Below are 18,951 nucleotides of genomic sequence, written 5' to 3' on the forward strand. Positions count from 1 at the left end.
AACTTGTGGAAGAAGTGGCAGCACTTTCTCCATTAGTCACAGCTCGTTTTGATGGTCAAAATAAACGTGCGCCGAGCTTTGGTATTGCAAAAGCAGGTGAAGAACCGCGTGTCTTCTTCGCAGGCTTACCAATGGGTCATGAGTTCACTTCTTTGATTTTGGCATTGCTACAAACTTCTGGTTATGCACCAAAAGTATCTGATGAAGTATTGGCATCCATCAAAGCATTAGAAATCAAATCTGACTTTGACGTATTCGTATCTTTAAGCTGTCATAACTGTCCAGATGTGGTTCAAGCACTTAACTTGATCGCAATTTACAACCCTGGCACAACAGCAACCATGATTGATGGTGCATTCTTCCAAGACGAAGTTGAAGAACGCAAAATCATGGCTGTACCAATGGTGTTCCAAGACAACGAACATATCGGTCAAGGTCGTATGACATTGGAAGAGATTGTTGCGAAGCTTGATACTAACTCTGCAGCGAAAGATGCTGAAAAACTCAATGCCAAAGATGCATTTGACGTGCTTGTGATCGGTGGTGGTCCTGCAGGTAACACATCTGCAATCTATGCGGCTCGTAAAGGTATCCGTACAGGAATCGTTGCTGAGCGCATGGGTGGTCAGGTCATGGACACCATGGACATTGAAAACTTTACATCAGTGCAAAAGACGCAAGGTCCTAAGTTTGCGGCTGAAATGGAAGCACATGTTCGTGAATACGGTGTCGACATCATGAACTTACAACGTGTGTCTGACATCAAAGGTGCGGATGAAACTGCCAACGGTTTAGTTGAAGTGACTTTAGAGAATGGTGCAAAACTTGAATCGAAAACGGTCATCCTGTCTACAGGTGCACGTTGGAGAGAAATGAATGTATCAGGTGAGCAAGAATACAAAACACGTGGTGTTGCGTACTGCCCACATTGTGATGGTCCATTGTTCAAAGGTAAACGTGTGGCTGTGATCGGTGGTGGTAACTCTGGTGTAGAAGCGGCAATTGACCTTGCGGGTATTGTTGAGCATGTCACTTTAGTTGAGTTTGATACCAAACTACGTGCTGACCAAGTCCTTCAAGATAAATTGAACAGCTTACCTAACACGACTGTCATCAAAAATGCGCTGTCTACAGAAGTTGTGGGTGATGGCAAACAAGTCACTGCACTGAAATACAAAGATCGTGCGACGGATGAAGAACACACTGTCGAATTGGCGGGAATCTTCGTACAAATCGGTTTGTTACCCAACACGGATTTCTTAAAAGAAACTCAAGTTGAATTAACCAACCGTGGTGAGATTGTGATTAACGATCGCAACGAAACCAATGTAAAAGGTGTATTCGCTGCGGGTGACTGCACAACAGTACCTTATAAACAAATCATCATTGCCACTGGTGAAGGCGCGAAAGCATCACTGTCAGCGTTTGATTACATCATTCGTTCTGGACAGTAATTTCAGCCTTAATATACCGCATTAAAGTGTAGCCCTGAGAAAACTCTTTCTCGGGGCGTTTTTATAAGCCAATATTATCTTTACAATTTTTGAATAAAACTTTATTTAAAATCTGCTTATATTGTTCTCATCCATGCTACTTGGATACTCATTGAATTAAAAAAGGAAGATAAAATGAATAAGATTCTTGTTGCTTTAGGTCTTGCTGCTACAGTTGCTTTGGTTGGGTGTAATAAGGATAAAGCTCCTGAAACTGGCGCGACAACTGGTGAACATTTAGAAAATGCCGCTGAACAAGCAGGTGCAGATATTCAGAATGCTACTGAAGATGCAGCTCAATCAACTGCAACTGCAGTCGACAATGCTGCTGATGCGACAGCGCAAGCTGCAGATAATGCTGCTGCACATGCTGAAAATGCTGCGCACAACGCTTCAGAAGCGGCTAAAGAAGCAACTGCTAATGCAGCAGCAGCTGTAGAAGAAGGTGCAGCGAATGTAAAAGAAAAAGCTCAACAATAATTTGAGTTCTACCAATTAAAGCCTCTTTAGAGGCTTTAATTTTTTCTCTAACAGAGCAATTTTACAGCCCCAAGATACGAATCAAGCCTATACTGTATGAATAACAACTCTTTTTTGAATAACATTTTCAGATAATAAGACAAAATCCTATGAGCTATTCACATCATACAGAACCACATTATATACATCGCACAGGTTGGTTAAGAGCTGCTGTTCTTGGTGCCAACGACGGTATAATTTCAGTCACTAGTTTAATCATGGGGATGGCAGCAAGTGGCGCGAATCAACATACCCTTTTAATCACTTGTATTGCTGGTTTGATTGCAGGCGCAACGTCCATGGCAGCTGGTGAATATATTTCGGTAAAATCTCAGTCTGATATCGAAGAAGCTGATCTAAAGTTTGAAGCAAGTGAGTTAGCACGCAATCCACAAATCGAACTGAAAGAATTAACGCATATTTATATACAAAGAGGACTATCACCCGAACTTGCTCATCAAGTTGCTATACAACTGAGCGAGCATGATGCGTTAGCTGCACATGCACGTGATGAAATTGGTATCCATGAAAATACAACAGCTCAACCTTTTCAAGCCGCTTGGTCTTCTGCCACCGCCTTTTCAATAGGTGCAGCTTGCCCTATGATCGCTATACTGATCAGTCCTCCTGCATATTTAGAATACAGTGTTGCCTTTTTTTGCATTTTAGCGTTATTTATTCTAGGGGCTTTATCTGGATATTTTGCTGGAACGTCTAAAGTAAAATCTGCATTGCGAATTACGCTTTGGGGAATCGCAGCGATGGCATTTTCAAGTTGGATTGGCTCACTGTTTAATGTACATGTCGGCTAATATATAAGAATTACAAATATATAAAATCAATATTACTCAGCAGCATTTAATGCATAAATGCAGTGTAGGACTATCAACCCACAATCAATCAATTAAAATACTGATGTGTTTTATCAGCTTTTCTTATCTTCATGTCCATTATTGCAGCTCAATCTGACCGATCACACTCATCGGTCTGGATCGCTATTGTTTTATTGATTGTAGGCACCCTTGGTGCTTATCAAATTGTGGGAATTAATCAAGCCCTGTTATTCCTTATTGGTGGTGCGCTTGGTATGACGCTCTACCATGCATCATTTGGTTTTACATCGAGCTGGCGCGTTTTTATTAAAGAACGCAAAGGTCGTGGTTTACGTGCACAAATGATTATGCTCGCACTGGCAGTGCTGCTCTTCTTCCCAGCTTTAGGTGCAGGTGAATTATTTGGTCAACCCGTTAAAGGCAACGTCAATCCTGTATCAATGTCAGTGATGATTGGTGCATTTATTTTCGGAATTGGCATGCAACTGGGAAGTGGTTGCGCATCTGGGACACTTTATACGGTCGGTGGCGGTAGCTCACGTATGCTGATCACTCTATTCTTTTTCTGTTTAGGTTCACTGATCGCAACTTCACATATTGAATGGTGGTTTGCACTGCCACATTTAGCCCCTATTTCAGTAGTACAAAGCTTTGGTGTTATTCCAGCGCTATTACTCAATTTTGTGCTATTTGGTTTAATCGCATTAGCAACAATCTACTTCGAGAAAAAACGCCACGGTCAGCTTGAACAAGAACCTGTTGCAGCACATCAAGGCTGGAAACGTTTCCTAAAGGGACCATGGCCTTTAATTTGGGGTGGTATTATTCTCACCCTGCTTAATTTCGCCACGCTTGCATTGGCTGGTCGCCCATGGGGTGTCACATCTGCGCTTGCAGTATGGGCAGCGAAAGGTGCAACATTAGTCGGAATTGATGTAACAGCTTGGGACTATTGGCAACAACCTGGAAATGCTAAAGCTTTAGCAAATTCGTTGTGGTTTGATATCACCTCTATGATGAATTTTGGCATCATGCTCGGCGCTTTACTTGCAGCAGGTCTCGCTGGAAAATTTGCACCGAGTCTCAATATCCCTAAACGCTCAATTCTAGCAGCAGTCATTGGGGGGATCATGTTGGGTTATGGCGCTCGATTAGCATACGGCTGTAACATCGGTGCTTATTTCAGCGGCATTGCATCAGGCAGTTTACATGGTTGGTTATGGCTCATTTTCGCTTTTATTGGTAATGGTATAGGTGTGAAACTTCGTCCAATATTTTTCCCGAATGAAAAGCCTCAGCCTGAAAAACTTACAGGTTGCTAATCAGCAAATATCGATATTTAAGAACGCCTAATTTCAATTGGGCGTTTTTTTATCTTTCTATAGTGCAATTACAACCATTCAAGAGGATAAGAAAGAAAAAGAAAGGAGTATTAAATTTTTAGCCGATTGAAATCAGCTACGCCACCAAAGTTTGTTCTTATAATAAATCTGAATGCGCTTACTCTAAGTTTGATAAATGCTGCATCATCTATATAAAAACCCATCCGAAGATGGGCTTAAGATGTTAAAAGTGAAGTCAAGCCTCTACTTTCTTTTTCAAAGTTGCATCTAATTGTTCTTTATCTAATGCATTATCCCAACGTGCTACAACAATTGCTGCACAAGCATTGCCAACAAGATTAGTTAATGCGCGGCATTCAGACATAAAACGGTCGATACCTAAAATAAGCGCCATCCCTGCAACAGGTAATGCAGGAACAACGGATAATGTAGCTGCCAGAGTAATAAAGCCCGCACCCGTTACACCTGCTGCCCCTTTTGAACTAATCATCGCAACTAACAAAATTGTGATCTGTTCCCAAATGGTCAAATCGATATTACAGGCTTGAGCAATAAAAAGAGCAGCCATCGTCATATAGATATTTGTACCATCTAAATTAAATGAATATCCAGTTGGAATGACCAAACCAACGACCGACTTTTCACAACCCGCTTTTTCCATTTTATTCATCAGCGTTGGCAGTGCAGCTTCAGAAGAGCTCGTGCCTAATACTAACCATAATTCATCTTTGATATAGCGGATGAGATCAATGATAGAAAATCCATTGTATCGTGCAACTGCTCCCAGAATAAGCAGAACAAATAAAAGTGAAGTAATATAGAACGTTACGATTAATAATAGTAAATTTCCAATACTCGAAATACCGAAAGCACCAATCGTATACGCCATCGCACCAAATGCACCAATTGGAGCTAGTTTCATCAACATACCGACAAGGTAAAATACCGGAGCGGTCAGTGTCGTTAAGAAGTCTGTAACTGGTTTCCCTTTTTCACCCACCGCTGCAAGCGCTAAACCAAATAGAACAGCAACAAATAAAACCTGAAGAATATCACCACCCGCCAAAGGACTGATTAAAGTCTTTGGTATGATATTCATGAAGAAGTCAACAATAGAGGCATCCTGAGCTTTTTCAACATAAGTTGAAACTTTGTCACCTTCTAAAGCAGCAGGATCGATATTAAGACCTTTACCCGGCTGAATAAGATTAGCAACAATCATGCCCACAATCAGCGCAAGCGTAGAGAAAGTTAAAAAGTAAGCCATTGCTTTACCCGTCACTCGCCCCACTGCGCCCATATTCGTCATACCAGCAATACCCGTGACCACAGTCAAGAAAATAACGGGTGCAATGATCATTTTGACGATTTTAATAAAAGCATCGCCAAGAGGTTTTAAACTTGCCCCCAACTCCGGCATAAAATGTCCAAGTGTGACACCCGCAATAATTGCAAAGATGACTTGAACATATAAAATTTGATAAAACTTTTGCTTCTTAGGTGGTTGAGATTGCTCATCAACGTGAATATCCATGGAAGACCCTTCTAATTCAAAAAAGTGAATCCATTGTTAAATGCAATAAATTTCACACTCAAAAATGAATTGCGCGTTAAATAATTTCAAAGGTCGAAATTCTAGTGACATTCACTTTTTGAATGAAAAAGTCGGGCTTAACTATTAGTCTAAGAAAAAAAGATTTATAGAGTCCAATTGGGCTGAGATGACTAAATATGAATCGTCATAAAAATTAACTCATATAAAATTAAGTTTTGATATTTTTAGAAAAAAAATGAAAATTAAAAATTCATAAGTTAATTTTGAATATTAAAAATACAAATAATTTTATTTTATGACCCAATATATACCTATAAAGTATAATTAAATTTCAATGCAATCCAAGAACAATATATATAAATATATAATTCAATATCTTATGTAAATAACCCTTAAAGAAATATAATCAAAAAATATTAATAATTTTAGTAGTATAAATTTAAAACACTCTTACAAAATTGTTTTTATTATATTTTATCAAATAAATTCAATAACTTATTTTTAAAAAATCATACTAAACCTGCTTTTCATTCATATATCTCCAATACCTTTTAGGTACGTATTGAACATGTAACTTAGGATTATCACGTGCCACTATATTTACACTCTTAAAATAATCCTTCCAAAGTTGATCATATAGCTCTTCTTGATCATCGAGTTCAATCATGAATGATTGACTAGAACCTATATGGATATTTTGATCAATTTCGGCTGCATTCAAATTAACTTGATGGACTTGCTTCAAATCATAGTAAATTCCGTAGCGTCGCTTTTCATCATAAATTAACCAACGCTGGTCTTGATAACGTGCTTTGAAATGCTTAGAGATTAAAGGCAGAACATTAAAATCTGGTCTTACTAATGATAAAAACAAACCATCCTTACACTTTTTAAAGCGAACAAATGCCTCCATTCGGTGCTTTTCACGACCAACTTGTTTAGCCCATTGTGCAAGCGCTAAAACATCACGATGACCGAAATTTTTTTCAACGGCATATTGGTGCTTAAAGATATAAATGGAATAATCAAATATATGTTGGTATGCCACTTCCTGCTCAGACAAAAAAGTAAAATACCAATTACGTAAACTTGAAGCAGAAATTTTAGATTTTAAACCTTGCCAGACTCGTTCAGCTTGCTTTTCTTCACTGTAAACTCGGACTGACTCATCAAACAAATTCTGGTGAGCGTTTCCTTCAGTTTGAACTTTTACGTCGAACTCTTTGAATTGAAAAGCTCTAAAAACACAGCACAGCAACCCAGTCATGGTACCATCAAAAACATACACAGCCATTTAAAACCCAAATCCTAGTTGAGGTGACAGTTGTTTCACATATTTTGATTGCCCACTTTGTAAAATTTGCTGGCGGATCTGATGAGCGTGCTGTTCTCTTTTAAACTTAGGTGTATCAGCACATCGAATAAAATGTTGAGCACGATTATAAGCAACGCCTAAGCGCTTTAACTGATCGATATGAATTTTTCCAAAATGGCGAGCCTGTACAATTTTCTTAGCAGATCTCACACCAATGCCAGGAACACGCAAAATCATTTTATATTCAGCAGTATTAATATCCACTGGAAACTGCTCTGGATGTCTTAAAGCCCAACCTAATTTAGGATCAACCTCTAAATCTAAATTGGGATGTGCTTCATCCACAATTTCGTTGGCTTCAAATCCATAAAAACGCATTAACCAATCTGATTGATATAAGCGATTTTCTCGCAATAACGGCGGTGCAGAACCTACAGTAGGTAAAGCAGACTCTTCTGGATTGATAGGTATATATCCTGAGTAATACACCCTTTTTAATTTAAAATCTTTATAGTGCTTGTCAGCCATCAAGATTACATCACGATCTGTTTCATGATGCGCACCGACCACCATTTGAGTTGTCTGACCTGCAGGCACAAATTTAGGAACCGACTTGATTAGTTTTCTCTCATCTTTCAACTCAATCAAACGGTCTCTCACAATACCTAAATCTTTCTGCACTTCTGCATGCGACTTTTCAGGTGCAAATTTCACCAAGCCTTCTTCTGTCGGCATTTCTAAGTTAATGCTCATCCGATCGACATACAGTCCAGCCTCATGAATAATTTCTTGCGAAGCGCCCGGAATAGTTTTGAGATGAATGTACCCATTAAAATTTTCTTCCAGTCTTAATTTTTTTACGACTTGAAGCATTCTCTCCATGGTGTAATCCGCGGATTTAAAAATTCCTGAACTTAAAAATAACCCTTCTATATAGTTTCGACGATAAAAATTAATGGTCAGATCTACCACTTCTTGGACGGTAAATGCTGCTCGCTTTACGTCATTTGAACGGCGAGAGACACAATACGCACAATCATAAATACAGACATTTGAGAATAAAATTTTTAATAATGAAACACAGCGACCATCTTCGGTATAACTATGGCAAATTCCGGAACCTGTATTACCAAGACCTTTATCTTTGTTCTTGCGGTTACTACCACTTGAGGAACAAGACACATCATATTTGGCAGCATCAGCTAAAATCTGTAATTTTTCACGGATACGATCAGACATATATGTAAGGGGAAACAATGAGATTTCGAATATTATAATTGTTTATTTATTCTACTAAATGTCGCTGATCATTCATGCGACACAGTTTGACGCTTTGCATTTTCGCACTAAATAATGAATATAATTTGATTCTCCGATCATGATTGTGCAAAGTGAAATTAAATCATGGAGCTTGATTATGTCTTTACTCGAACAATTATCCATTCAGCATCCCATTTTTTTGGCGCCAATGGCTGGGGTATCCACACCAGAACTGGCAGCTGAAGTATCCAATCAAGGTGGTTTAGGGTCTCTTGGTTTAGGTGCTGCCAGTATCGAAAGTGCTCGACAACAAATTTTTGCAACTCAAAAATTAACAGATTTACCCTTTCAGGTTAATTTCTTTTGCCACAAACCAGCTCAACTTGATTCTGAACGTAATCAAAACTGGATAAATTATCTAAAACCCCACTTTGATAACTTTAATACTGAACCACCCAAAGAATTAAAATGTATTTATCCCAGTTTTTTAGATAATGATGATTTTTTAGATTTAGTCTTAGAAACTCGACCTAAGGCGGTGAGTTTTCACTTTGGGATACCTCATGCACATCAAATAGCTGCCCTCAAAGAGGCTGGTATTATTACGATGGTATCAGCAACGAACTTAGCGGAAGCTAGAGCAATTGAAGACGCTGGGATTGATATCATCATTGCACAAGGTATTGAAGCGGGAGGACACCGTGGTATTTTTAATGAGCATTTTGACAGTGCAATCAAAACAGCAGATTTAATAAAATTACTTGTTCCTACCTGCAAGATACCTGTCGTAGCAGCTGGTGGAATCATGAATGGCTTTCAAGCTAAATATATGATGAATCTCGGAGCTTCAGCCGTACAACTCGGTACTGCATTTGTACAATGCAAGAGTTCAGCTGCAAATGCAGCTTATCGTAATGCATTATTAAGTAAGCCTTTAACTCAAATTACATCAAGCATCTCTGGGCGACCAGCGAGAGGGATAATCAACAGTTGGTCAACTCTCGTAGATTTACCTCAGCGTGAGTTAGTTGCTCCCTACCCTTATGCATATGATTTAGGTAAACAACTAAATGCAGCAGCATTAACCAACAAAGATGAAAGTTTTGGTGCATTCTGGGCAGGAAGTAATGTAAATCAAATCAGAGTTTTAGAAGCACCTGATTTAATCAATCAAATCATATTAGAAATTGATCAATATGATGCTTAAATAATCGATAAAACCCATACCGAGCTGTAGTTTTTTAATTTACAATGAATTGTTAAATTATGTAGCGAAAAGTATGGGTTTTGTATTATTAGCACTTATGGCGTTTGGATTCGAAATAGACACCTATTCACATGCTCAAGATAAAGATCAGTCCACTCAACATAATGTTGAGCAGCTAGATGCTCAAATTTTAAATCAAGATCAATCACATTCTTCTGAAGAGAAAAAACGGATTCTGAAATAAATTTACAACCTCTTGAATTTAAACAGTAGAATCTATGAATAACTTATTTCAGTTAAGTGCAGACATATAGAAACTCAACCTGATTTTAATAAATCCACAGATTCCACTTGAACATCACTCATAATTTGCCCTTCTGACAAAAGTAAATCGAAATAATTGGCTACGACTTTGGCTTGTTCCGCTGTACTTTCTACTTTGTACATATTCTGACGAAATTCATTACTTGAGTGGAGACCTTTTGTGTACCACGCGATATGTTTACGTGCAATGCGACAGCCTGAATACTCACCGTAAAATTCATATAGCTCATTCAGATGTCCCAATAGAACTTCTTTCACTTCAGCAATCGATGGCGCTGCAAGTGGCTGTCCCGTTTTTAAATAATGAGCAATTTCTCTAAAAATCCATGGACGACCTTGTGCTGCTCGGCCAATCATCACGGCATCAGCACCAGTATGATCTAATACATACTTGGCTTTCTCTGGGCTATCAATATCTCCATTTGCAATGACTGGAATAGAGATATTTTGCTTCACTTCTTTAATTAGATCATAACGTGCAGTATTTAAATACATATCTTCCCGTGTACGACCATGCAATGCTAAAGCTGCAATACCCGCTTGTTCTGCGCGCTTCGACACACGCATAATATTTTCATGTCCGTTTAAAAATCCTAAGCGCGTTTTAAGTGTTACAGGGACATCTACTGCCTCGACCACCGCATCTAAAATTCTGGCTACCAAGTCTTCATCTTGTAAGAGTGCAGAACCTGCTAATTTATTGCACACCTTTTTCGCTGGGCAGCCCATATTGATGTCAACGATTTGAGCACCATTTGACACTTGATATCGTGCAGCTTCAGCTAAATCCCGTGGCTCTGATCCTGCTATTTGTGCTGAAATTGGAGCAATTTCACCATCAAAGTTGGCTCGGTAGAGACTTTTCTTGCTCATACGAAGCGTTTTGTCAGAAGTCATCATTTCACTAACTGCATGTCCTGCACCAAAATATTTACACAAGGTTCTAAATGGTCGATCCGTTACACCTGCCATGGGTGCTACAAAAACAGGAGTTGTTTTTTCGCGATCAAATAAATCACGGATCACAGGATGTTGAGACATGAATAATACCAATGATGATGAAACAGTTTCAGAATGCTTAACTTTTTAAATCTGCACTCATTGAGAGATTGAAATTGGATACAAGCATTAAATTATATAACGTTTGAAACTAAAAATATGTTTTATCTCATTTTGCTTGAATGTTAATGGATGAACTTAAGCTCAAAACTTAGATTTTGATTTGAAGCATGCTGCCATCATCTTGTATACATATAAGTTCTCACAAATCGTGAATGAAATAGTATACTTCGCTAGAATCTTTATCCCTGATACTTTGCATTTATGAAAAATAGCTTTCGCTCTAATGTAATTTTTAAAGCCTGTAGTGTTGCTACATTAAGTTTATTCATGAGTGCTTGTGGTGACTCATCGTGGTGGAACACACAAGACAAAACGATTGATGCTGAACAAATCTCAAAACTCATTCCTGGCCGCGTTAATAATCGTGGTTCATGGGCCGAGGATATTTATAAAATAACCGAGCAACTTGGTATACCTCAAACGAAAGAAAATGTGTGTACCATTATTGCTGTAGTCGATCAAGAATCTAATTTTGTTGCAGATCCCCATGTACCCGGACTAGGTGCCAAAGCAGTTAAAGAAATTGATGATCGTTTAGATGAAAAATTCAAAGATAAATTAGGAGATAGTATCGGAGGCACCGTTGCTGGGTATTTCCAAGAAGTCTTAAAAAATCAACCAACACCTGAAGACAATTATCTAAAACAAATGCGAAAAGTCTCCACCGAACGAGAATTAGATGAATTGTATCGTGAGATTTTTGCTCACATGGCAAAACACTACCATGTCAGTGCACTCACTGGTGCAGCTAAACTCGTTGGTCAAGATATTGGTGAAAAACTAAATCCCATTACCACTTTAGGCTCTATGCAAGTTCATATTAGCTATGCAAAAGATCATAAGCGCCAAGGTGGAAGTATCGCAGATCTAAGATCAGACCTTTATAGTCAATATGGCGGACTCTATTATGGTATTCACCGCCTGATGATGTATCCAGCAGATTATGATCAACCCATATATCGCTTTGCAGACTACAATTCAGGCATGTATTCAAGTCGTAACGCCGCTTTCCAAAGCATGCTCAATGAATTAACAGCAGCGGAGTTAACGCTTGATGGAGACTTATTACTGTACAATAAAAATGGCAATCCAAAAGCTGAAAAGAGTCAATCTGAACAAGAACTTATCAATGTATTTGCCGCAAATAATGTATTTATTACACCTCGTCAAATTCGAGCTGATTTAAAGAAAGAAAAAGAGAAAAAGTTTGAAGATACGCAAACCTATAAAGCTGTGACTGAGCTTTACGAAAAGAAAATTGGAAAAGAAAAATTTTATGCCATTATGCCTGAAGTGGTTATTTCAGGTCCTAAGCTTAGTCGCGACTACAATACCAACTGGTTTGCTACGCGAGTTAACGGTCGATATCAGACATGTATGCAGAAAGCAAAAAGAATCAAAACCTAGCATTATTTGATTTTGATGGAACATTATGTGATAAAGATAGTTTTACTAGCTTTATCTTTTACGCCTTATCAAAACGACATATTGTTAAGCAAGGACTAAAAACCCTGCCTTGGATTCAAGCCTATTTTTTAAATATTTACCCCGCGCACGCAATGCGCCCTAAGCTATTCAAGGCAATGTTTACTGGATTTTCTAGGTCTGATGCAGATCCGATTGCATTTGAATACGCCCATTCATTACAACAACACTTAAACTCACCCATTTATGAACAATTGATCAAGCATCAACTCCGTGGTGACCGCATTGCGATTGTCTCTGCATCCATTGATATTTATTTAAAACCCATTTCTCAGATTTTAAATGTAGATTTGATTTGTACTGAAACTGAAGTGCTCAATCAGTTTTATACGGGTCATTATTCTTCTCCTGATTGTAGTGGCGAAGAAAAAAGACAGCGCATACTCAAGCAATATGATGTAGACCAATTTCAATCAATTTATGCTTATGGAAATTCTTATGAGGATCAAGCGATGTTAGATATGGCTGATTATCCTTATATGGTCGGATCATCTCATCAATTACCCGATCTTGACCCACAAAAAAAGCTCGCCTAAGCGAGCTTTTTTTAATAAGAAATTAATAGATCGCCATATGATTGCGATGGATCATTTCTAATGAACGTGCTTCACCTAGAACTTGGTGTACCTTATCTGAGGGTAAGCCTTTGACAATTTCAGCGCTACGTGAACTAAAGTTGACACGACCAACTGCGACACGATGCCGTTGCTGATCCACACACTCCACCACATCACCACGCTCGAAATGCCCTTCAACTGCTTTCACACCTACAGGCAATAAACTCCGATGATTTTCTTTGATTGCTTTCACAGCACCATCATCAATCACCAATCGCCCTGCAGTTTGCAAATGCGCAGCTAACCATTGTTGGTGAGCAGTGATTCGATCATTATCAGTGATAAACAACGTACCCAGCATCTCACCCGACATTAATCGAGTTAACACATGATTACTGTCTCCACTGGCAATCAGTGTAGGACATCCTGATTTCGCAGCTAAACGAGCAGCACGTACTTTGGTCAGCATTCCACCTCGACCAAACTTACCACCACCACCTGCCATATCAAACAAACTTTCATCTAATGCGCGAACTGTATGAAACAACTTCGCATTAGGATTTGAGCGAGGATCTGAATCAAACATCCCCTCTTGGTCTGTCAAAATAATCAATAAATCAGCATGAACTTGGCCTGCAACCATTGCAGCTAAAGTATCATTGTCTCCGAATCGAATCTCATCAGTAGATACAGTGTCATTTTCATTAATCACTGGAATCACTTTCCAATCGATTAGATGTTGTAAAGCATCACAAGAATTCAAATAACGGCGACGGTCAGCCAAGTCATCATGAGTCAATAAAACTTGGGCAGATTGAATATTGTGATTCAACAATACACTTGACCAAGTTTGTATGAGCCCCATTTGACCAATGGCAGCACAAGCTTGAAGACTGGGTAGATCCGTGGGTCGATTCTCAAGTTTCATTCGAACCATACCTTCAGCCACAGCACCGGAAGACACGAGAATAATCTCATGCCCTGCATTGTGTAGATCTGCAATTTGCCCCGCCCAATGCGAGATTGCATCTATATCTAAACCTTTTCCGTTTGCTGTGAGTAAAGATGATCCGATTTTAACAACGATTCTTTTGCAACCCTTGAGCTGACGTTGCCCATCTACCACTTCTATCATCTTGTCCTCTGTCTCTTATATAAAGAGATTAACGTACGTAGTACACTTCCATTTCGCCATCATCTTCATCATCGTCAAAATCGTCATCCTCTTGACTGGCAAGACGTTGTTTACGACGCATTTCACGATAAGCCTCTTTAGCGGCAATGGTTTGTTCACGTGTTTCAGCTTCAAGCTGATCACGGAATGCTTGCATTTCTGCTGCATACTCTGGATCTTCAACTTCGCGTTCGCGCTGTTGTTCAATTTGATCCATTAAATAATAAACGACTTCTTTGGTTCCCTCAGACATCAAGCCTGAAGTCTTAAATACTGGACCCTCCCATTTCAACTCTTCAAGGATGTGATTGCACCACTCATCTCTTGAGTCTTCAGGCAACTGATCTACTTTATTTAAAACCAACACCACTGGGAGTTTTGACAATGTTGGAGAGAACTTTAAAAGTTCATTTAAAATTGCCTTAGCATTATAAGCTGGATCTGATCCATCAATTGGCTGTACATCCACGATATGTAGAAGAATACGAGTACGCGCCAAATGTTTTAAGAAGCGAATACCAAGACCTGCACCTTCTGCAGCACCTTCGATCAAACCTGGAATATCAGCCATTACAAATGAACGGTGACGATCTGCATCTACAACACCAAGATTAGGTACCATAGTTGTAAATGGGTAATCTGCTACTTTTGGTTTTGCTGCAGAGACAGCACGAATAAATGTTGATTTGCCCGCATTTGGCATACCTAATAAGCCAACATCTGCCAAGACTTTCAGCTCTAGGCGAATTTCGCGGAACTCACCTTTGTTACCATGTGTACATTTACGTGGAGCACGGTTCGTTGATGACTTAAAGTGAGTGTTACCTAAACCACCGTCACCACCTTGAGCAACAAGAACACGTTGACCATTTTCAATTAAATCACCAATGATGTCGCCAGACTCAGTATCTACAATTGTTGTTCCTACTGGAACATATAGTGTTACGGATTCACCACCGCGACCTGCACAGTTTGCGCCAGCACCATTTTTACCACGTTCAGCACGAAATCTACGGGTATAACGATAATCTACAAGCGTACTGGTGTTGTCATCAGCTTGAATATATACGCTGCCACCACGACCACCATCACCACCATCTGGACCACCAAATGGTACGAATTTTTCACGGCGAAAACTGGCTACGCCATTGCCACCGTCGCCAGCCTCTACGGTAATGACTGCTTCATCAACAAAGCGCATAATGCCAATCCTCTAAAAACTTTAAAACCGCCTATTCTGCCATATTTTAAAGTATTTCTCGACTATATTTATGCAGGTTGAGAATAAGTTAGCGACTTTTTTCATAAATTGAGTCTTTAATATTTTGGTGTATCACTGCATTAAATTTGATTTATTCATTACTCATTGTTTTATCAAATGACATCATTGGTTTTATTTATTTCTGAAACCATAAAATAATGCCTATAGTGCATTAAATTGCACTCTAAGATTTTGACATGGATCGCTCTGCTACCCCTTTATCCTCACAATTCGTGCTTATTATGGCTTTGGCCTGTGGTGTCTGTGCAGGTTCAGCCTATTTCAATCAACCACTGATTTATTCAATCGAAAGAAGTTTAGAAATTTCGACCAGCCAAGCTGGATTTACCGTGGTTATCGCTCAAGTGGGTTATATGCTCGGACTCATGCTTTTGGTACCCCTTGGAGATTTTTTTAATAAACGAAAACTCATTGTGAGTTTAATGATATTTGCGGCAATTTCGCAGATCCTTTTGTCTTTCAGCTCAGATATTAGCACTTTATATATCTTTACCCTTTGTGCAACATTTGGAGCCATATCAGCACAAGTATTAATTCCATTTGCTTCTTCCATTAGCCCACCGGAATTAAGCTCGGCAGTTGTAGGTAAACTCATGAGCGGATTGGTCATGGGGATTATTTTATCTAGGACATTTGCCGGCTTTGTTTCAACTTATTGGTCTTGGGAAGGCGTTTATTTCATTAGTGGTATTTTGACTTTATGTTTTGCATGTTTAATGTGGAAAAAACTCCCCAACACTCAACCTGCTTCGCATTTACAAGTCACCGATATTTACAAATCACTTTGGAGCATCGCAAAGCATAATCCGCATCTCATACGCCGTGCCTGCGCGGGTGCCCTAGGATTTGGCATTCTCTCAATGGTGTTTACATCGATGACTTTTGTTTTAGGGAGTGCCCCATATCAATTTACTGATTTTCAAATTGGTCTATTTGGTCTGCTAGGTATTATCGGAATTTATTCCTCGAGTTGGTCTGGTAAAACAGTTGGCAAAGGGAAAGAAGAATTTGTCGCTCAATTATGTATCACCTTGATGCTGTTCTCTTGTATTCCATTATATTTCGCGCAACAGAACATCTTCATTTATGCACTTGGCGTATTGATGAGCTATTTTGGTCTCACTGCATTTCATGTTTTAAATCAAAATCTAGTTTATCGTATTGATGGTCAAGCACGCTCACGAATTAATGCTGTATATATGACCATTTACTTTTCAGGCGCTGCATTAGGTTCTTTAGGTGCTGTCTATGCTTGGGAACATTATGCATGGATTGGTTGCGTTGCTTTGGGACTGTTTTTCTCAATTTTAATTTTATGTATTGATCGTTATGATTTTAAGATCATGAAAACCATATAAACATCTCGCTCAGTACACACTTTAAACTGAGCGATAACGAAATGATGAAATATAACTATCGCGTAATAATTGCCTTACTTTCCAAAATCTCGGGTAAATTTCGCTCAATCCAATGGATCAACTCATTTAATTTCATCGCTGCATTTGAACCCAATACAGTGAGTTGATACTCCACCTTTGGAGGAACTACTGGATAGACAGTGCGCAAAATAAAACCATCTTTTTCTAAGGTTTTTAGTGTCTGAGCCAACATTTTTTCGCTCACCCCCTCAATTCTTTGTTTTAGCTCACTAAAACGATGCACACCATCACTCAAGCAACTTAGGACGAGAACTGACCATTTACTGGTGAGATGCTCCAAAATTTCACGAGAAGGACATTCACTGGATAAAACTTGACCTAATAAATCACTATGCGCATATGTATTCATCATTTTTCTCTTAACAGTTAATAACTTACTTTTAGGTACGTACTTTCATTAAGTAAGTTAACAGATTAATATGCCTTCATCAAGTTTATTTTTTAGCCACAATGAGAGGAAATTAAAATGAAAATTGCGATTACAGGTGCAACTGGTGAATTAGGTCGTTTAGTTGTTCAAGAACTTAAAAAACTTCATAGCAAGCATGAAATTATTGCTTTGGTTCGCAACCCAGAAAAAGCTAAAATTTTATTTTCTGAAGATATTCAAGTACGCAAATTTGATTATGATCAGCCAGATGATCTCGCAAATTCCCTTCAGGATGTTGATAAACTCCTGCTCATTTCTGCCAATGAAATTGGTCGTCGCACTCCACAACACAAGGCTGTTATTGATGCTGCAATTAAAGCTAGAGTTCCTCACTTAATCTATACCAGCTTACTGAACGCAGATCATTCTCCGCTTGGCTTAGCCAATGAACATCGAGAAACGGAAAAATTAATACGTGAAAGTTCTATTACCTACACCTTTTTAAGAAATAATTGGTATAGCGAAAACTATTTATCTGCGCTCACCCATCAAATCGAGACAGGCATTGTGTACGGAGCGGCTCAAGATGGTTTAATTAGTTCAGCTTCTCGTTTGGATTATGCCACTGCTGCAGCTCAAGTATTAAATGATGAATCCACTCAACATTTCAATAAAGTTTACGAGCTTGCTGGTAGCGAAAGCTTTAGCTTAAAAGATTTTGCGACCCTACTTTCTGAGTTTTCACAACAGCCTGTGAAATATCAAAACTTATCTCCAGAAGATTATCGTCAAGGATTAATTCAAGCTGGTTTACCAGTAGGTCTCATTGACGTCATTGTAGATGCAGATCTTCACACTTCCCATGGTGCGATGTACAGTGTAAGCAAAGATCTTGAACATTTAATTGGTCGAAAAACCACATCGATTCGTGAAAGCATTCAGCAAGCCCTGAATGCTTAGAGAATAGACTCCCCTTAAAGGGGAGTTTTTACTTTTTAATATTGCGCAGAGGTAAATCCAAGTTCATATCTAAATTTGCTTTTGTTTCTCGCTCCAAGTTATACATTGTTGCTCTAAAACTAGATACATCCTTCATCAAAATTGGATCATTTAAATGCAATACCGGTTTGAAAACATGATCAATATCCACATCAAGCTGCTCATGCAAATCTAAATAGACAGGACCATCAAAATCAATCGTAATCGGAACCTGATAAGTACGCTTTAAATGAAATGGAACTTCAAGCTGAATAGGCAAATCTAAATTTAACGGAAATTTAGGTAAAAATCGTGTTTTATACACCAAATCTGTTGTTGCACTAATTGGAATCGTTTGATCGATTTTTACTTGCGTTTGATAATCCACACTCACAGAAACAGGGACTTCGACTTTAAACTTGAGATTGGTTTTGTATTTACCCTGCAAATCTAAATCAATATTTTCCTGCACTTTAATTTGTGTATTTAGCGCGCCAATCGCTTGTACCTCAAGATAATTCCCAACATCAATTTTTGTCGGCAATGATTCTGATAATTGTACACTTGCATTCTTCGCAGTGACTTGAATGGATGCTTGAATATTGAGATATAGCCAAAAACCTACGGCGACAATGCTTGCCACGATAATAAATAAGAGCGAACCATATCCCACGATTTTTTTAGCACTCATGCTT

General features: G+C 38.7%; 18 protein-coding genes. 10 read left to right on the plus strand and 8 right to left on the minus strand.

The window, feature by feature from the left end:
• The 4 genes from ahpF to BMW42_RS08125 all read left to right on the plus strand — a co-directional run.
• Window positions 1–1,454, plus strand: a 1,454-nt coding sequence (ahpF, locus tag BMW42_RS08110) for an alkyl hydroperoxide reductase subunit F (RefSeq protein ID WP_092767032.1), incomplete at its 5' end; no start/stop codon positions are given.
• A gap of 174 nt (window positions 1,455–1,628) precedes the next feature.
• Window positions 1,629–1,973, plus strand: a complete 345-nt coding sequence (locus tag BMW42_RS08115; protein WP_035265393.1) for a hypothetical protein — start codon at window positions 1,629–1,631, stop codon at window positions 1,971–1,973.
• 149 nt (window positions 1,974–2,122) lie between these two features.
• A complete protein-coding gene (locus tag BMW42_RS08120) occupies window positions 2,123–2,824 on the plus strand; it encodes a VIT1/CCC1 transporter family protein (RefSeq protein WP_035265394.1) in 702 nt (233 codons plus the stop codon).
• Window positions 2,825–2,955: 131 nt separating this feature from the next.
• Complete coding sequence (locus tag BMW42_RS08125; protein ID WP_092767033.1) at window positions 2,956–4,167, plus strand: YeeE/YedE family protein; 1,212 nt, start codon at window positions 2,956–2,958, stop codon at window positions 4,165–4,167.
• A 256-nt stretch (window positions 4,168–4,423) separates the two neighbouring features.
• On the opposite strand, the gene BMW42_RS08130 is transcribed toward BMW42_RS08125, so the two are convergent.
• The 3 genes from BMW42_RS08130 to BMW42_RS08140 all read right to left on the minus strand — a co-directional run bounded on the left by BMW42_RS08130 (window position 4,424) and on the right by BMW42_RS08140 (window position 8,297).
• Window positions 4,424–5,722 carry a dicarboxylate/amino acid:cation symporter gene (locus BMW42_RS08130; RefSeq protein WP_035265514.1) on the minus strand — a complete coding sequence of 433 codons (1,299 nt, stop codon included), beginning with the start codon at window positions 5,720–5,722 and terminating at the stop codon, window positions 4,424–4,426.
• Window positions 5,723–6,257: 535 nt separating this feature from the next.
• Window positions 6,258–7,037 carry a TIGR03915 family putative DNA repair protein gene (locus BMW42_RS08135; RefSeq protein ID WP_092767034.1) on the minus strand — a complete coding sequence of 260 codons (780 nt, stop codon included), beginning with the start codon at window positions 7,035–7,037 and terminating at the stop codon, window positions 6,258–6,260.
• Complete coding sequence (locus tag BMW42_RS08140) at window positions 7,038–8,297, minus strand: putative DNA modification/repair radical SAM protein (RefSeq protein ID WP_092767035.1); 1,260 nt, start codon at window positions 8,295–8,297, stop codon at window positions 7,038–7,040. It lies immediately after the preceding gene.
• 178 nt (window positions 8,298–8,475) lie between these two features.
• Between BMW42_RS08140 and BMW42_RS08145 the strand changes: the two genes are divergently transcribed.
• Window positions 8,476–9,525: an NAD(P)H-dependent flavin oxidoreductase gene (locus BMW42_RS08145; protein WP_092767188.1), complete on the plus strand. Its 1,050-nt coding sequence runs from the start codon at window positions 8,476–8,478 to the stop codon at window positions 9,523–9,525.
• A gap of 73 nt (window positions 9,526–9,598) precedes the next feature.
• Window positions 9,599–9,769, plus strand: coding sequence for a hypothetical protein (locus BMW42_RS14740; protein WP_171260698.1), 171 nt, complete (start codon window positions 9,599–9,601; stop codon window positions 9,767–9,769).
• 74 nt (window positions 9,770–9,843) lie between these two features.
• Here BMW42_RS14740 and dusB read toward each other — a convergent pair whose 3' ends face one another.
• Window positions 9,844–10,890: a tRNA dihydrouridine synthase DusB gene (gene dusB, locus BMW42_RS08150; protein ID WP_092767036.1), complete on the minus strand. Its 1,047-nt coding sequence runs from the start codon at window positions 10,888–10,890 to the stop codon at window positions 9,844–9,846.
• 282 nt (window positions 10,891–11,172) lie between these two features.
• On the opposite strand from dusB, the gene BMW42_RS08155 reads away from it, so the two are divergent.
• Both BMW42_RS08155 and BMW42_RS08160 read left to right on the plus strand, forming a co-directional pair.
• Window positions 11,173–12,378, plus strand: coding sequence for a DUF1615 domain-containing protein (locus BMW42_RS08155; protein WP_092767037.1), 1,206 nt, complete (start codon window positions 11,173–11,175; stop codon window positions 12,376–12,378).
• Complete coding sequence (locus tag BMW42_RS08160) at window positions 12,345–12,992, plus strand: HAD-IB family hydrolase (protein ID WP_092767038.1); 648 nt, start codon at window positions 12,345–12,347, stop codon at window positions 12,990–12,992. Before BMW42_RS08155 ends, BMW42_RS08160 begins: the two co-directional genes overlap by 34 nt.
• Before the next feature lie 22 nt (window positions 12,993–13,014).
• On the opposite strand, the gene proB is transcribed toward BMW42_RS08160, so the two are convergent.
• The gene (proB, locus tag BMW42_RS08165) at window positions 13,015–14,148 is read right to left on the minus strand and encodes a glutamate 5-kinase (RefSeq protein ID WP_035265485.1); all 1,134 of its coding nucleotides are present in this window, start codon (window positions 14,146–14,148) and stop codon (window positions 13,015–13,017) included.
• A gap of 28 nt (window positions 14,149–14,176) precedes the next feature.
• A complete protein-coding gene (gene cgtA, locus BMW42_RS08170; RefSeq protein ID WP_092767039.1) occupies window positions 14,177–15,388 on the minus strand; it encodes an Obg family GTPase CgtA in 1,212 nt (403 codons plus the stop codon).
• A 257-nt stretch (window positions 15,389–15,645) separates the two neighbouring features.
• On the opposite strand from cgtA, the gene BMW42_RS08175 reads away from it, so the two are divergent.
• A complete protein-coding gene (locus BMW42_RS08175) occupies window positions 15,646–16,827 on the plus strand; it encodes an MFS transporter (RefSeq protein WP_092767040.1) in 1,182 nt (393 codons plus the stop codon).
• A 55-nt stretch (window positions 16,828–16,882) separates the two neighbouring features.
• On the opposite strand, the gene BMW42_RS08180 is transcribed toward BMW42_RS08175, so the two are convergent.
• Window positions 16,883–17,257: a winged helix-turn-helix transcriptional regulator gene (locus BMW42_RS08180; RefSeq protein WP_092767041.1), complete on the minus strand. Its 375-nt coding sequence runs from the start codon at window positions 17,255–17,257 to the stop codon at window positions 16,883–16,885.
• Between the two features lie 117 nt (window positions 17,258–17,374).
• On the opposite strand from BMW42_RS08180, the gene BMW42_RS08185 reads away from it, so the two are divergent.
• Window positions 17,375–18,238: an SDR family oxidoreductase gene (locus tag BMW42_RS08185; protein WP_092767042.1), complete on the plus strand. Its 864-nt coding sequence runs from the start codon at window positions 17,375–17,377 to the stop codon at window positions 18,236–18,238.
• Between the two features lie 28 nt (window positions 18,239–18,266).
• On the opposite strand, the gene BMW42_RS08190 is transcribed toward BMW42_RS08185, so the two are convergent.
• Window positions 18,267–18,947, minus strand: coding sequence for a hypothetical protein (locus tag BMW42_RS08190; protein WP_092767043.1), 681 nt, complete (start codon window positions 18,945–18,947; stop codon window positions 18,267–18,269).
• Window positions 18,948–18,951 lie beyond the last annotated feature (4 nt).

The organism is Acinetobacter sp. DSM 11652 (genome assembly GCF_900109815.1).
GTDB lineage: Bacteria > Pseudomonadota > Gammaproteobacteria > Pseudomonadales > Moraxellaceae > Acinetobacter.